The following is a 16590-nucleotide window of genomic DNA, read 5'->3' as shown; positions in this document are numbered from 1 at the left end:
CATTGTTGGGCTTTAACTAAAATAATTGGAGTTTACTATCGAGAGGTAATATCACTATGACATCCCGATTCAGACCACTTAATGTGACATAGAAGTTTTAACACCACCTTCTGGTATAGGAACATAAGCGGTTTCTTTATCTGTTCTTTGTTTATTGTTGCGAACTTTAAGCGCGGTTTTAATACCAAAGAAGATAATCGTGTATACCACAAGTAAGAATAAAATACTTAATCCTGCATTGGTATAATTATTGATAATAATATGATGCATATTATCAATTTGTTGAGCAGTTAACTCTTTACTACCCTCAGCAATTTGACGTTTATATTCATTAGCTAAATAGAAGAAGCCTTCTAATTGAGGATTATCACTGAATAATTTTAGACCTAATGCCCATGTTGTACAGATTAACAACCAAATTGCTGGAATGACCGTGACCCAAATGTATTGCGCACGTTTCATTTTAATCAATACGACTGTTGCTAAAATCAGCGCGACAGCAGCTAACATTTGATTAGATATACCGAATAGTGGCCATAAGCTCTTCACACCACCTAATGGGTCAACAACGCCTTGATAGAGGAGATATCCCCATAATCCTACACACCCCAGCGTACCAATAAAGCCGGCGATAAGTGAGTCTGTTTTTTTCAAGAACGGTACAAAATTACCTAATAAATCTTGTAACATAAATCGACCTGAACGTGTTCCTGCATCAAGCGCCGTTAAAATAAATAGAGCTTCAAACAAAATACCGAAATGATACCAAAAGCCCATATTCGCTCCCGGTAATATTTGGTTGAATACATAAGCAATCCCTACCGCTAGCGTTGGTGCACCACCTGCACGATTCAAGACGGACGGTTCACCTATGTCTTTGGCGGTTTGTAGGATTTGTTCAGGAGAGATCACAAAGCCCCATGAACTCACTGTCGCAGCTGCATGAACGGTGACATCTTTTAATTGCGCCATTATCATTGGTGCATCATCAGTCCCCAATTTATGCAAATCAGGCATTGTAATCCCTAATCCTGCTGGCGGAGTATTCATCGCAAAATAGAGGCCAGGCTCAATAATTGAAGCTGCTACTAACGCCATTATAGCGACAAATGACTCCATTAACATTGCACCATATCCGATAAAGCGTGCGTCTTTTTCGTTAGCTAATAATTTAGGCGTGGTACCAGAAGAAATAAGCGCATGGAATCCAGAAACCGCACCACAAGCTATCGTAATAAATAAGAATGGAAATAATGATCCCTTCCAAACAGGACCAGTCCCATCAACATATTGTGTTACATCTGGCATTTTTAAATCAGGATTTAATATGACTATTCCTATTGCTAAACCAACAATGACGCCAATTTTCAGAAACGTCGCTAAATAATCACGTGGTGCCAATATTAACCATACAGGTAACATCGCAGAGATAAAGGCATAACCGACTAGCACATAAGTGATCGTTGTGTCTTTAAATGTTAACGCTGGTCCCCAGTAAGGATCGTGAGCAATAACGCCCCCAAACCAAATGGATAATATAAGTAAAACAATACCAATGACTGAGATTTCAAGAACTCGACCGGGTCTTAAAAATCGCATATAGATACCCATAAACAGCGCAATGGGTACGGTTGAACACACCGTGAAAACACCCCAAGGACTTTCTGCTAATGCTTTCACAACAATTAACGCTAAAACCGCTAAAATGATAAGCATAATCAAAAAGCAACCAAATAAGGCAATAGCACCAGGAATTGGCCCCATCTCGCTTTTAATCATTTCACCCAGTGAAGAACCATTACGGCGAGATGAAAGGAAAAGCACCATAAAATCTTGTACGGCGCCAGCAAAAACAACACCAGCAAGTAGCCAAAGTGTACCAGGCAAATAACCAACTTGTGCAGCAAGAACGGGACCAACTAGTGGACCTGCACCAGCTATAGCAGCAAAATGGTGACCAAATAAAACATATTTATTGGTTGGAACATAATTTAGTCCGTCGTTATTAATGACAGCAGGCGTTGCTCGAGTAGGATCTAATCGCATAACCTTATTAGCGATATAAAGGCTATAATATCGATAAGCAACTAAATATACAGATACAGCAGCAGCAACAATCCATAATGCACTGATGTGTTCACCTCGCCGTAATGCAACAACTGCTAGACAGCATGCACCAACAAAAGCAAGAATGACCCAAGGAATATGCTTTAATATTTTATTATTCATAATGATTCTCTTTTTGGGTTTTAAGATTATAAAAACGATACTTAACACCATTAAAATGCTATTTGGCTTGGTGTTTGGATAAATAAAAAACAATTTTTTATTATCTTCCACTATTCCTTACCTATTTTATGGTTTTGAGTATACCTTTGTGACTTATATATCAAGCTTATAGTAAATTTTTGTTGATAAGAATGGTATCGCTATTTAAGCCATAGGTTGAATGGCAACAATGAGTGGTTAAAATCAGTCAATGAGCGGTTTAATAAAATTTACATAAATCGATAATTGAAATCATAATCCTAACATTTCTTTGAGTGATTTTAGATATCGACGACTAACAGGGACTGAAATATCGTTATTTAAAATAATACTTACGCCCGTTGATTCATTAAAGCGAATCTCTTTGAGTTTTTTTAAATTAACTAAGTATTGTCTGTGACATCGAATAAGAGGGGTTTTATCTTCTAAGGTCTTTAAAGTTAACTCAGTAAAATATTCATCATTATTTTGATTAAATACATAGATACCACTTATTTTTGAAGCGATATAAAATACATCATCTAAATTTAATAAATAGATACGGTTATGACCAACACAAGGGATATAATCTAAATTTTGATTAACTATATCTAAATGCTTTACATTATTAGGTAATTGATGTTGATGTAAACGGCATAGTGTTTTATTGAGACGGTCTTGTTCTACCGGTTTAAGTAAATAATCAAAGGCTTGTTCTTCAAAAGCTTTAACGGCAAATTCACTGTATGCAGTTAAAAAGACAATGCTAGGCATCGTCTGGGGATCAAGCATCGATAACATTTCAAACCCATTTATTTTGGGCATATGTATATCTAAAAATACCACGTCAGGTTGTAGGCGGTGTATTTTACTGATTGCTTCCATTGCATTATGACACTCAGCAATAATAGCAACATCGGGATCTTTTTCGAGCAAACAACGTAAATTTTCACGTGCAGGGAGTTCATCATCCACAATAATAACATTTAACATTAACTAATTACATCCTCTTGCAATGGTAGTGATAATATCACTTTCGTATATTCGTCTGGTTGACAGAAAATCGCTAAACCATATCTTTCACCATAACGAATATGAATTCTTTTATCGACTAAATTTAGTCCTAATCCTTTCATATCTTTTTTATTTTCTCGATAATTACCCGCATTATCGATGACTTCTAAATACAATGTTAAATCTTTTGTATAAGCATTTATACTCACTTTTCCTTCACCAATCAATTGGGAAGTACCATGTTTTATGGCATTTTCAACGATTGGTTGCAATGAAAATGCAGGAAGACGAGCATTTTCTAAATCTGCTGGGATATGAATATCAAGCGTGAGTTGATCCATAAAACGCATTTTTTCAATTTGTAAATAAGCATTAACATGCTCTATTTCATCTTTGAGCGTAACTATTTCGTCCGTTCTTTTTAGATTTTTTCGAAAAAAAGTTGATAGATTTTGCACCAGCTCAGACGCTTGCACTTTATCACGCCGAATAACCGCGACTAGCGTATTTAAGGCATTAAATAAAAAATGTGGATTAACTTGAGCGTGTAATAACTTAATTTCGGTTTTAGACAATAATTGTTTGTAATGCTCATTTTGACCCGCTAGTATTTGTGCCGATAATAAACTGGCTATCCCTTCCCCTAATGTTCGATTGATTGAACTAAATAAAGTATTTTTTGCCTCATATAATTTAATCGTACCAACGACAGTATTATTTTCACCTCGCAGTGGAATTACCAGCGTTGATCCAAGACGGCAATTTTTATTAATTGAACATTGATACGGTAAATGTGCGCCATCCAGATATTGTACTTCATTTTTTTCAATAGCTTCTAAAGTACTATTTGACGTGATCAGTGTACCCGGTAAATGGTGATCATCTCCAATTCCAATAAAAGCCAAGATTTTTTCTCTATCTGTAATGGAAACCGCACCAATATCCAACTCTTGATAAATAATTTCTGCCACTTTTGTACTATTTTCTTGATTGAAACCATCACGTAACAGCCCCTCAGTGCTCACTGCAATTTGTAATGCTTTTGCCGAAAAAGCCGAGGTATAGCGTTCGAAAATAGCTCGTCGATCCAATAAAATTCGCATAAACATCGCTGAACCAATACTATTGGCAATAATCATGGGCGCTGCAATACTTTTTACCGCATGTAAAACAGTATCAAAAGGGCGTGAAATTAATAATACTAAAATCATTTCAAGCGATTCGACCAATAAACCCAGCACGCCGACTAACAAAGGATTATAGATAAGATCAACCCGACCTTTTTTCATTAACGCGTAATGCAATAATCCACTGATTAGCCCAATTAATATAGTCGATAACATACAACTTTCAGCCGTTATTCCCCCCAATGTATAGCGGTGAATTCCCCCTGTCACACCGACTAAAAAACCAACCATAGGACCACCAAGAAGACCACCTAAGATCGCCCCGATAGCACGGGTATTTGCAATAGTATCTTCAATGTGAAGTCCAAAATAGCTCCCCATAATACAAAACAGTGAGAAGATAAAATAGCAAACTAATTTATGCGGTAAATGCACTGTGACTTGCATGAGCGGAATAACAATTGGGGTTTTACTTAGTAAATAGGCAATAACCAAATAAACACACATCTGTTGTAAAAGTTGTAGAATTAGATCGAATTCAAGCATAATTTAAATCTATTAAGCCTATCCCACTAACGGAGGTTAATGGGATAAAAAAGTTTAGTTATTCAATAAAGTAAAAGTTTGTTTGTTTTGTGTAGTTGAATCCGAGCCAATAAACACATTAAATTTACCTGGCTCTGCCACATATTGCATTTTGTCATTCCAAAATTTTAACATTTCAGGCTTAATAATAAAGTGCACTTCTCCTTTTTCATGTGCTTTCAATGTAATGCTCTCAAAGCCTTTTAGTTCTTTAACGGGTCTACTTACCGAAGCAGTCACATCTTGTAAGTAAAGTTGAACGGTTTGAGTACCTTCCCTGTTTCCTGTATTTTCAACTATTGCTGTCACAATAATTTGACCATTTTGTTGCATTTCTGTCGCTGAAAGAGAAAAAGTGATGTTGAAATCAGTATAACTTAGTCCATAGCCAAATGGGAACAAAGGTTCATTAGGACTGTCCAAATAAGATGTCGTGTATTTCCCCATATTCTCCGTTCCGTGTGGGCGACCTGTGTTTAAATGGCTGTAATAGACAGGTATCTGTCCAACATTGCGTGGAAATGACATAGGTAATTTTCCAGACGGATTATAATCGCCAAACAAGACATCAGCAATGGCATTACCGCCTTCTGTACCTAAAAACCATGTTTCAAGCATAGCATCGGCTTGTTGAAATTCATCGACTAATGTTAACGGGCGACCATTCATTAAAGCAATAACAAGGGGTTTACCGGTTGCTTTAAGTGCTCGAAGTAATCTTTTTTGGCTTTCAGGAAGGGAAATATCTGTTCGACTTGACGACTCATGTGCCATTCCTTGCGCTTCACCAACGAAAGCGACAACAACATCTGCATTTTTCGCTAATTCGACCGCTTCACTAATCATCTTTTCAACAGGTCTGTCATCAAATTTTGCCGTAACTTCGTAAAGATTTAAGAATTTAAATAGTGCGGGATCATCCGAAAGATTAGCACCCAATGCATAACTGACATTTTTGGGGTTGTTTATTGCGTGATTAATGCCTTCCAAGGGAGTCACGGCTAAATTAGCTCGACCTGCACCCGACCAACTCCCTAATATATCGCGTTTGGAGTCTGCTAGTGGACCAATAACCGCAATTTTTTGATCTTTAGATAGCGGTAAAAGCTTATTATCATTTTTTAATAACACAATACTGCGTCGTGCCACTTCTCTGGCTTCTTTTCGATGTAATCGATTATCAGCAAACATCGTTTCAATGTCTAAGTTTGGATCTAAATTACGATGAGGATGACGAAACAATCCCATATCATATTTAAGCGACAACACGTGTCGACATGCATTGTTAATATCATCTTCACTCAATGCCCCTTCTTTGACCAGTTGGGGGATAAATTGAAGGAAATATTCATCATTCATACTAACATCAATACCGGCTTTAATTGCAATGCGAACAGCATCTTTGGCATCACTGGCAACACCATGATTAATTAGTTCCCGAATTGCACCATGATCGCTAATGACTACGCCATTAAAATGCCATTGATGACGTAGCACATCGGTCAAAAGCCAATGATTTGCGGTAGCCGGAACACCATTTACCGTAACCAGCGATACCATAATAGCTTGGCTTCCTGCATCTATTGCCGCTTTGTAGGGAACCAGATATTCTTGAAACATTTTTCGTTCACTCATATCGGTACTATTGTATTCTCGCCCACCTTCAACCGCACCATAAAGCGCAAAGTGTTTAACGGTTGTCACCAACGAATTTTTTTCCGCCAAAGACGGCTTTTGCATTTGTTCAACAAAAATCCGCCCAGCTTCTGAAGTAAGATAAGGATCTTCACCAAAACCTTCAGAAACTCTCCCCCATCGTGGGTCTCGGGTAATATCGACCATAGGAGCCCAAGTAATATTAAGTCCATCAGAAGTAGCTTCATCAGCGGAAACTTGTGCGACAAGAGCCATTGCTTGGCGATCCCAAGTAGAGGCAATACCTAAATTGATTGGAAACACAGTGCGATGACCATGCACAATGTCAAATCCTAATAATAACGGGATCTTGTTAGGTGAATTTAAAGCACGATCTTGCATTCGTGACAAGTCAGGCTCGACAACAGTATTAAATATCCCCCCAATTTCGCCAGCTTCAATTTGATCTAAGACTTTATCGAGTGTGAGTTCTCCCCCCACACTGATTAAACGCAATTGTCCAACCTTCTGTTCAATGGTCATTTTTGATAATAGTGCATCAATAAAGGCTTTTTTATCCTCGCTATTTTCATTTTGCGCAAGAATAGAAGAAGAGAAGAGACACATGAATAACAATAAGATTAATTTTTTCATCATTAGGTTCGCTGTCACTGTCGTTGTGAGGATTAAAATAAGAATAGAATAGCTGAATCGCTAAAAAAAATCTCAATCTTTACTAAATTTGTGAAAATCAACTTTATGATAGTATGGTGAAATTTTTTAGTAATAATAAGAAAAAATGAGGATTATGCTAAAATGAAGACCGGATATTCAATAAGCAAACTTGCCGACAACATTATCGGCAAATTTAAGCGTTGTTTAGTCTCGAAAATTGGTAAATTGAAAAGGTTGTCCTAATTCACCATTCTTGACTAAAGCCATTGTCGCTTGTAAATCATCACGAGACTTACCAGTTACACGAACTTGATCACCTTGAACTTGAGCTTGAACTTTAATTTTACTATCTTTAATTAATTTCACTATTTTTTTAGCTAACTCTTTATCAATACCTTGCTTCAGTTTGACAGTGATACTGTAAAGTTTACCGCTATGCTCCAATTCTTCAGGAATGTCTAAAGCACCGCCATCAATACCACGTTTAGCCAATTTATCTCGTAAGATATCAAGAAGTTGCTGAACTTGAAACTCAGATTGACTGGTGGCTTTAATTGTCTCGTTTTTTTCGTTCAATTCAAACGAAGCTTCAACATTTTTAAAATCCCAGCGTGTGGTCAATTCACGTGACGCGTTCTCGACGCCATTTTTCACTTCTGGCATTTGGATTTCTGATACGATATCGAAAGAAGGCATAAACTCTCCTCTTCAAAAGATTAAAAATATAAATAGAATTCTAAGAAAAATACAAAGATATATGCCACTTAGTTAGTGGCATTTTTAAGTGTGATTAAAAAATTAATCGATAGTGCGAAGTAACTCATTGATACCCACTTTTCCTAAAGTTTTGGCATCCACTTTCTTAACAATAACGGCACAATAAAGGCTATATTTACCATCTTTAGTTGGTAAGTTACCGGAAACAACAACAGAACCTGCAGGCACACGACCATAATGAACTTCACCGGTTGCACGATCATAAATTTTGGTACTTTGCCCAATAAATACGCCCATTGAAATAACCGAACCCTCTTCAACTACCACGCCTTCTACAATTTCACTACGGGCACCGATAAAGCAGTTATCTTCAATAATCGTTGGATTTGCTTGTAATGGCTCTAAGACTCCACCAATACCTACACCACCAGACAAATGAACATTTTTACCAATTTGGGCACATGAACCAACTGTAACCCATGTATCAACCATTGTTCCTTCATCAACATAAGCACCAATATTAACATAAGATGGCATTAATACGGTGTTACGAGCGACATAAGCCCCTTTACGCGCAATGGCAGACGGAACAACACGAAAACCCTCTTGCGCAAATCTAGCTTCATCATAGTCAGCAAATTTTAACGGCACTTTATCGTAATAATTAGTTGGACCAGCATTGATCAACTGATTTTCGTTAATACGAAACGAGAGCAATACAGCTTTTTTCAACCATTGATGGGTGACCCACTCACCATTAATTTTTTCAGCGACACGCATTTTTCCGCTATCTAATAGATGAATACATTGATTAATTGCATCACGTGTAACAGCATCTACATTGGATGGTGTGATTTCCGCACGACGTTCAAATGCGGCGTCAATAATAGTTTGTAATTGTTGCATCTCTTGTTTCCTTTAACTTTTAAGTCCGTTGGCAAATTTAATCAGGATTGACAGTATAATATAATATCCGGCACTTTTTAAGCGGTTTGTCATATCATCTTAATACTGTTTAATAAAAAGGACATTAATTTGTGAAATGTGTTCCAATTTTGACAATAAAAAATCGTTATTTGAATGTCATTATTTACTATCATCATATCGCTAATTTAACCAATATATATGATGCAAAATTCAGGATTTTCTTTATTAGAGTTGATCGTTGTTGTGGGCATTTGTGCCATATTTGCTTCCATTGGTGTAACACAATGGAAAACGTTACAATTTAAAGAAGAATTACTTACCACCACTAAACAATTAACGCATTTTTTTAACGAAGTGCAAATTAACGCATACACTTATAATCATACTTATCATTTCTATCTTTTTTCCTCGCCTTGGTGTTTAGTTGCCAGTAAAGGCGATAAACCCAATTCCTGTATGGAGGGTGAATTACGATATATTAAACCCAACAATTCGGTGGAAATAAGCGGTTTAACCAATAAAAAAATCATTTCCTTTTGGGGACGAAGAAACATGGCACAAACAGCTTCTTTAAAACTTCATAATCAGATAGGCGAAACAAAAATTTTTATCTCATTTCGAGGAAGGGTTCGCTTTTGTTATGAGCAAGGTTATCTATCCGGTATGCCTCCATGTTAAAACAATCAGGATTTTCACTATTTGAAGTATTAATCTGTTTAATGATAGCAAGTTTAATTTTGATTGGCACAAGTCAATGTTATCAACAACTCCAAATGCGGCTAAGTGATGATTATTTAAAATCACATTTACAACAAACAGTTCATCAAGCACTGGCTGGCTTATCTAAAGATATTAAGCGTGCTGGGTTTACGCATCATATTTCTACAGAAATAAAATTTAAACCCATTGAAATTAATGATCGACAAGATTGTATTGTTATTCGTTATGACAGTGGATTAGGTGATAATGGGAGTCGCAACTCTTTATATTCTACTTATTTTGATGTCTTTACTTTTCGCTATCACCAAAATAATCTTGAATACAAACACGCAGCCACAAAATGTGATGGTTTGAATTGGCAACGCCTGTTTGATCCAAATGATGTGAACGTCACTCAATTTAGTATCAAGCAACGCAGTCAGACAATTGAAATAAAGTTAACTGCTGAATTAAAAAAACATGCTCATATTCAGTATCACCTTACCAAGATAATCAAAAATGAAAACAGGTAATCGTTTTGTTAATCAATCGGGATTTAGTGCTATTGTTATGGTGATTATTTTAATGATAATAGGCTTATCTTTATTGTTCGGATTTCATATTTTAGTTGCATCATGGCAAAAAATTGCCATGACAGAAAGACGATACTATCAACAATTTAATACCGCCAGTTCATCATTAAGTTGGGCAATAACGCAACGTTGGCAGCGCCCTAAACCCCATTGGCAATGCCAACATGAGCTAAATTTACAATTAAAAGTTTGTATTAAACAATCGAACTTGAGTCACGATAATGCCATTTTAGTACGAGGAGAAGCTAATGGATTTTTTCTTTATACTTTAGCGCATTTAGACAATGGCAAACTCATCGTTCATAAAGGACAGTGGCTTGATTATTGCCCAGAGAAAAGAAGTCATGATTGTGAATAAACATGCTGGCGGTTTTAGTTTGATTGAAGTATTGATCGCCTCACTACTATTTTCAATCATTCTTCTTAGTTTTATGCAGTTGGAAAAAGCCTTATTTCATCAGCGCCATTACATTACCAACAAACTACATGCTGATCAGGTTATCTTCCAATTACTCGATAGCTATCCTGATATTGCCCAACATATTATTCCAACACATTGGACATACCTCGTACAAAATAAAACCTATAATAATCAATGTACACTGGTAATCATAACCGTTACTATACCTAATTATGATAAAAGTGAGCAACAACGATTATTTTGCCAATAACAATTAAATCTTATTTTCGATAAACTCATGCAATACCATTAACACTTGAGCCGTTTTTTCAGCATGAACATTGTGACCGGCTCCTTCAATAGTTACAATTTTAGCCTGTGGAAATTGCGAAAACAGTGTATCCAAATATTGATCAGCTATGTATGTTGAATTCCCACCACGAATAAATAAAATGGGTTTCATACTGGGCGCGTCTGCTTGCCAATCACTTAAATCAGAATAATTTTTAACAATAATGTTAGCATTAAATAGCCAGTGATCGTTTTTAAATGATTTTAATAAAAAATAGATAGTCGCTGTATTCACACCTTGTTGCTCCATAATATGCATAATCTGTTTTTTATCAGTAATATGCTGTGAACAACACTTTTCTAATGATTGAATAACATCAAAATTAGGCGACTGTAAATATTTAACGGGTGCAATATCCATGACGACAACTTTCTGAATAATTTCAGGCACAATTCGAATTAATTGCATTGCTACTTTTCCACCCATTGAATGGCCGACAATTATAAGATTTTTCAATTGTAATTCATGACAAAGCTCAGCAACATCATTAGCCATAGCGTCATAATTCATTTCATCTGACCACGGCGAAAGTCCGTGATTACGCAGATCGACCTGAATAGTTTGATAATGCGGAGCAAAATCTTTTGCTAGCATATTCAAATTATCCAAGCTACCAAACATACCATGCAAAAATAAAATAGGCTGTCCTTCGCCCTGAATTTTATAGTTTAGTTTCATATTTCCACTCTAATATTTATGTTTAAAATTTATTCCAATAGTTGATAATAATTTAGTGATTAATTCTGTAACAATATAAGCTATAAATGTGTTAGAATTCAGCACTTATTTTCATTATATATTAAGTCATATGTTTCAAAATAACCCATTACTCGCACAACTAAAGCAAGAGCTTCATCAACAAACGCCACGCATTGAAGGCACAGTCCGAGCCCATGAGAAGGGATTCGGTTTTTTAAACGTTGATAACAAAACCAGTTATTTTATACCAATGGCTAAAATGAAAACCGTTTGTCATGGCGACAAAGTTTCTGGAATCGTTGTCAAAAACAACGATAAAGAATCTTTTGAACCTGAAGTATTACTTGAAAGCGCATTAGAATCATTTATTGGAAGAATAGGTTTCCAAGACCGTTCAATGGTTATCTATCCAGAAAACATGCCTAGTAGTTTTTCGATCCCCTGCAAAGTAAATAGTCAACTTCCACAAAAATTGAAAGAAAATGACTGGGTCGTTGCAACACTAATTTCACATCCTTTGAACGCAGACAAAAAAAAATTTGTTGCAACCATTACCGATTTCATCGTTGAAGATGATTCAAAATACAAATTATGGCTTAAAACACTAGCACGTTATAATTTAGAAACAACAGTACCGCAAGCTGATACTTTATCGATTATTGAAAAAGAGCTTGAAAATCGTCAAGATTTAACTGACATCTGTTTTTTTACCATAGATAGTGAAAACACTCAAGATATGGATGATGCGATTTCGGTTAATATGGATGAACAAGGTAATTTTAATCTTCATGTCGCCATTGCCGATCCCACAGCATTTGTCTTGAAAGATAGTGATATTGATAATATTGCAAAAATGAGGAATTTTACGACCTACCTTCCCGATTTCAATATCCCAATGTTACCTAAAGAGTTAGCCGATGATTTATGTTCTTTGCAAGCGAATGTAAAACGCCCGGCAATGGTCTGCAAGCTAAAACTTGATTCATCAGGGAATATCTTATTTGATAGCATCAGTTTTACCTCTGCTTGGATAGAATCGAAAGCCAAACTTGCTTATCACAATGTTTCTGACTTCTTGGAAAACAATGAGCAATTATCTTCAAGTCATTCATCTTTACCCGAACAACTTAATATTTTAGCCAATTTAGCTAAGGTCAGAATAAATTGGCGACAAGAAAATGCACTTGTTTTTAAGGATGTAACCGACTACCGTTTCGTACTTGATGAAAATCGCCAAGTTGAAGCTATTATAAAAGAACCGCGTCGCATAGCTAATCAAATTGTTGAAGAAGTCATGGTGATTGCAAACCAAGCATTAACCACGATGTTAAATGAAAAAATTGGTTTTGGTATTTATAATATTCACACCGGTTTTGATACCAAATATCTGGATCAAATATTAAAAATTCTAGCCGACAACGGGATAACTGAGTTTGATAAAACGTCACTAACTTCGTTTGCAGGTTATATAAAACTTCGTCGCATCATTGATAATGATCCGTTTTTAGCCATGCGATTACGAAAATTCCAAAGTCCGGCTGATTTTTCAATTGAACCTCAACCTCATTTTGGATTGGGATTTGACGCTTATGCAACTTGGACATCACCAATTCGTAAATATGGCGATATGGTTAATCATCGTTTATTGAAAGCTTATATGCGCCAGGAAGCGTTAACACCACCGGATACAAATCAACTCAAAACCATGAATGAACGGCGAAAAATGTTAAGATTGGCAGAACGAGATATGGCCGAAAATCTATTTGCTCAATACTTATCAGATAAAATTGGTCAAACATACACAGCTGAAATTGTGGATATCAATCGTGGCGGTGCCAGAGTTCGTCTTACCGATATTGGTGCTTATGCTTTTTTACCTTTATCCATGCTACATTCTGTAAGGGAAGAAATCGTTTCATTACCCGATGAAGGCGTGATTAAAATAAACGATAACATCGGTTATAAACTCACAGATATTATCCCTGTTTCTATCTTTCAAGTAAAAAATGAAAATCAATCAATTATCGTTAAATTAACAAATATTAATGAATAATTAAAAATATGATGCCTTGCAGATTAATGATAATTAATCTTTACCTAATGCTGTAATTATTTAGCATCAAGGCATCATATATTGACAATATCTTAACGATTAAATCCTTTTGTTTCGTGATAAGATCTGATATCTTTCCCAACCTTGTTAAAACATTGCTTTTATAAGATAAATGGGTTATAAAAGTGTCGTTGTTATAGCATTAATCGGTAACATCAAGAGGGATTTATGGTATCAATTCATGGTCATGAAGTTTTACAAATGATGGAAGGGAATAGCTACACAGAATTATCTCTACTGGCAGCTATTGAACAACGATTTGGAAAACATGCTAAATTTCATACTTGCTCTAAAACAGATATGAATGCATCTGAACTGATTGCTTTTTTGAAAGCGAAAGCAAAATTTTCACCTGTAACAAATACGCAATTTACAGTTAATATTCAGAAGATCTGTCACCACTAATGATAAAGTTGTAAGTTCTATCACATTTTTTACAAAAAAATACGTCGTTATAAAGTGTTATTATAAAAAAAAGTATATAATTTTTTTAATAATAGCTATATAGCATCCTATTGAATTATAACTCAAGAATAAGTTCATGGAATTTTATATATGAAAATAAGTAATATTTTAACATGTGCCATTGTTGCTATTCTTGTTTCAAGTTGCGCACTTCGATCTGATTTGTCACAGAAAAAAGCTGAAGGGAATACTGAAACAGATCAATTATTGGCTTTACAAAATAAAACTGAATATAACAATCCCTATGTTGTTAATGCAAAAAATCAACTAGCTCAATTAATTGGCAACAAAAATTTTAATAACTATGTTATTAAGCGAGGATTGCTAACGTGTAAAAATGATAATAATTCAGCCTTTTGTGTTTTAAATTTTTATTTGACTGAATATTATAAGCTGAAATCTGATCTGCAACTCAAAAAAATAACTGAAGAAAACGAAGCTGAGCGTCAAATTGAACTGAATAAAATCAAGGCATCTCGCAGCAATATCAAAAATTATTGTGATCTTTCTGCTGATTTTGTCTCGGCAATTTATACAAAAGATACAACCAAGATTGCCAACTACTATCAACCCTTATTTAAAATGTCTGAGCAAGATATGTCAGCACTCTATTCTAAAATCAATAAAGATAATTATGCTCACTTTTTGATTGACCAAAACCCAAGTATTATTTTAGAAATGAAAAACGATTATGTTGAAAAGTGTTTAGGCAATCCAAAAGATAATATTATTAATTATTTCAATATATTTAGATAAACCCAATGTGAGTATTTTATGCACAATTTATTGCCAAACAGCCAATTTTATAAAACAGTCACATGCAAAATATTTTGCGTGTGTGCTGTTTCGTTAATTAGCTTTTCTTCTTGGGCATTTTCGTATGAGGATGTGATAAACAAAGCTAAAGACTTGTCAAAAAAAGCTTATCAGCAACCATCCAAAAATATCCCGAGTGAACTTGCATCATTACAATTTGCAGACTATCAGAAAATTCAATTTAATCATCAAAAAGCTTATTGGAATGATGAAGATACTCGTTTTAAACTTGAGTTTTATCATGAAGGCATGTATTTCGATACCCCCGTTAAGATTAATGAGGTCGTCAATAATCACGCTCAAGAAATAAAATATGATCCTAGTTATTTTGATCTTAGTCAGATTCACTTAGATAAATTAGATACTAAAAATTTAGGCTTTGCGGGATTTAAAGTACATTATCCTATCAATTCGCCAACCAAAACCGATGATGAAGTTTTTACTGCACTCGGTGGTAGTTACTTTCGGGCAATAGGTAAAAACCAAATCTATGGTCTTTCAGCGAGAGGGCTTGCTATCGATACAGGTGAAATATCGGGAGAAGAGTTTCCACGTTTTAAAGAATTTTGGATAGAAAGACCCGAACCGAATCAGAAACATTTAGTGATTTATGCGCTTCTTGATTCATCTAGTGTAACAGGTGCATACAAAATAACGTTAATCCCAAGTGTTGATACCACTGTCACGGTTGAAGCTAAAATTTTCTTCCGTACATCGGTAAAAAAACTTGGTGTTGCACCTTTAACCAGTATGTTTTTATACGGGCCAAATCAACCTTCGCCAATTTTGAATTATCGCCCTGCTATGCATGATTCCAATGGGTTATCCATCTTAACCAACAATAATGAATGGATTTGGCGTCCGTTAAATAATCCTAAGCGTCTGTCGTTTTCATCTTATAGCTTGGAAAACCCTAAACAATTTGGCTTGATTCAACGTGATAATGGTTTTCAAGATTACCAAGACCTTGACGACCATTATGAGCAAAGACCAAGTGTTTGGACAGAAATTCTTGGCGATTGGCAAAAAGGTCGTGTGGAACTCGTTGAAATACCGACCGCCGATGAAACTAACGATAATATCGTAACGTTCTGGGTTCCGAAAAAACAGTACAATGCTGGTGATGTTCTTGATATTAGCTATCGATTACACTATACGTTAAATGATCAGCAACGTTATCCAAGTAATGTTGCCAGAGCAGTTAGTACGCGTTTATCGCTAGGCGATATCAAACAGGCAAATCTAATTCGTAAACTTGATGGTTCTAATGCTTACGTCATTGATTTTGCAGGACCTCAATTATCCAATAAAATACCTGTTAAGGTGATTTCAAGTATCACCAATGGATCGATTGTTAGCACAGACTCACAATATAATTCAGTCACTAAAGGATGGCGTGTCATTGTAAGGTTTAATGTTGAAGATAACAAAAAAGCCACTGATATTCGTATTCAATTAGCTTCTGAGAAAACTAACGAAATTTTATCCGAAACATGGAGTGGTCAATACCCTGCACAATAGTGATA

Annotated in this window: 15 protein-coding genes; 8 read left to right on the top strand and 7 right to left on the bottom strand. The window is 35.5% G+C overall.

The window, feature by feature from the left end:
* Positions 1-78: 78 nt before the first annotated feature.
* The 6 genes from ACGH6P_RS07790 to dapD all read right to left on the bottom strand — a co-directional run bounded on the left by ACGH6P_RS07790 (position 79) and on the right by dapD (position 8906).
* On the bottom strand, positions 79-2229 hold the full coding sequence (locus ACGH6P_RS07790) for a carbon starvation CstA family protein (protein WP_411597187.1): 2151 nt from the start codon (positions 2227-2229) through the stop codon (positions 79-81).
* A 291-nt stretch (positions 2230-2520) separates the two neighbouring features.
* Complete coding sequence (gene btsR, locus ACGH6P_RS07785; RefSeq protein ID WP_411597186.1) at positions 2521-3240, bottom strand: two-component system response regulator BtsR; 720 nt, start codon at positions 3238-3240, stop codon at positions 2521-2523.
* Positions 3240-4934 carry a sensor histidine kinase gene (locus tag ACGH6P_RS07780; RefSeq protein WP_267361046.1) on the bottom strand — a complete coding sequence of 565 codons (1695 nt, stop codon included), beginning with the start codon at positions 4932-4934 and terminating at the stop codon, positions 3240-3242. The genes btsR and ACGH6P_RS07780 overlap by 1 nt, the downstream gene beginning before the upstream one ends.
* Positions 4935-4988: 54 nt before the next feature.
* Positions 4989-7262 carry a beta-glucosidase BglX gene (gene bglX, locus ACGH6P_RS07775; RefSeq protein ID WP_411597207.1) on the bottom strand — a complete coding sequence of 758 codons (2274 nt, stop codon included), beginning with the start codon at positions 7260-7262 and terminating at the stop codon, positions 4989-4991.
* 225 nt (positions 7263-7487) lie between these two features.
* Positions 7488-7979, bottom strand: coding sequence for a YajQ family cyclic di-GMP-binding protein (locus ACGH6P_RS07770; RefSeq protein WP_267350533.1), 492 nt, complete (start codon positions 7977-7979; stop codon positions 7488-7490).
* A 102-nt stretch (positions 7980-8081) separates the two neighbouring features.
* The gene (gene dapD / locus ACGH6P_RS07765; protein WP_411597185.1) at positions 8082-8906 is read right to left on the bottom strand and encodes a 2,3,4,5-tetrahydropyridine-2,6-dicarboxylate N-succinyltransferase; all 825 of its coding nucleotides are present in this window, start codon (positions 8904-8906) and stop codon (positions 8082-8084) included.
* Between the two features lie 219 nt (positions 8907-9125).
* Between dapD and ACGH6P_RS07760 the strand changes: the two genes are divergently transcribed.
* The 4 genes from ACGH6P_RS07760 to ACGH6P_RS07745 are packed head-to-tail and all read left to right on the top strand — an operon-like array spanning position 9126 to position 10890.
* Positions 9126-9605 carry a prepilin-type N-terminal cleavage/methylation domain-containing protein gene (locus ACGH6P_RS07760; RefSeq protein ID WP_411590001.1) on the top strand — a complete coding sequence of 160 codons (480 nt, stop codon included), beginning with the start codon at positions 9126-9128 and terminating at the stop codon, positions 9603-9605.
* Positions 9599-10159: a prepilin peptidase-dependent protein gene (locus ACGH6P_RS07755; RefSeq protein WP_267350539.1), complete on the top strand. Its 561-nt coding sequence runs from the start codon at positions 9599-9601 to the stop codon at positions 10157-10159. Before ACGH6P_RS07760 ends, ACGH6P_RS07755 begins: the two co-directional genes overlap by 7 nt.
* Complete coding sequence (locus ACGH6P_RS07750) at positions 10146-10577, top strand: DUF2509 family protein (protein WP_267350541.1); 432 nt, start codon at positions 10146-10148, stop codon at positions 10575-10577. Before ACGH6P_RS07755 ends, ACGH6P_RS07750 begins: the two co-directional genes overlap by 14 nt.
* On the top strand, positions 10564-10890 hold the full coding sequence (locus ACGH6P_RS07745; RefSeq protein ID WP_411597184.1) for a prepilin-type N-terminal cleavage/methylation domain-containing protein: 327 nt from the start codon (positions 10564-10566) through the stop codon (positions 10888-10890). Before ACGH6P_RS07750 ends, ACGH6P_RS07745 begins: the two co-directional genes overlap by 14 nt.
* A gap of 3 nt (positions 10891-10893) precedes the next feature.
* Here ACGH6P_RS07745 and ACGH6P_RS07740 read toward each other — a convergent pair whose 3' ends face one another.
* Positions 10894-11649, bottom strand: a complete 756-nt coding sequence (locus tag ACGH6P_RS07740; protein WP_411597183.1) for an alpha/beta fold hydrolase — start codon at positions 11647-11649, stop codon at positions 10894-10896.
* 130 nt (positions 11650-11779) lie between these two features.
* Here ACGH6P_RS07740 and ACGH6P_RS07735 point away from each other — a divergent pair, with 130 nt between their 5' ends.
* The 4 genes from ACGH6P_RS07735 (at position 11780) to ACGH6P_RS07720 (ending at position 16585) form a co-directional block, all read left to right on the top strand.
* Positions 11780-13723 (top strand): exoribonuclease II, encoded by a 1944-nt coding sequence (locus tag ACGH6P_RS07735; protein WP_411597182.1) that lies wholly within the window; start codon positions 11780-11782, stop codon positions 13721-13723.
* Positions 13724-13951: 228 nt separating this feature from the next.
* Positions 13952-14188, top strand: a complete 237-nt coding sequence (locus ACGH6P_RS07730; RefSeq protein ID WP_065559551.1) for a YecH family metal-binding protein — start codon at positions 13952-13954, stop codon at positions 14186-14188.
* 150 nt (positions 14189-14338) lie between these two features.
* On the top strand, positions 14339-15004 hold the full coding sequence (locus ACGH6P_RS07725) for a hypothetical protein (RefSeq protein ID WP_267361060.1): 666 nt from the start codon (positions 14339-14341) through the stop codon (positions 15002-15004).
* A gap of 18 nt (positions 15005-15022) precedes the next feature.
* A complete protein-coding gene (locus ACGH6P_RS07720; RefSeq protein ID WP_411597180.1) occupies positions 15023-16585 on the top strand; it encodes a glucan biosynthesis protein G in 1563 nt (520 codons plus the stop codon).
* Positions 16586-16590 lie beyond the last annotated feature (5 nt).

Origin of the sequence: Gilliamella sp. CG25 (genome assembly GCF_046635705.1) — a bacterium.
GTDB classification, from domain to species: Bacteria; Pseudomonadota; Gammaproteobacteria; order Enterobacterales; family Orbaceae; genus Gilliamella; species Gilliamella apicola_I.
This window is presented reverse-complemented; position numbering and strand designations above follow the sequence as displayed.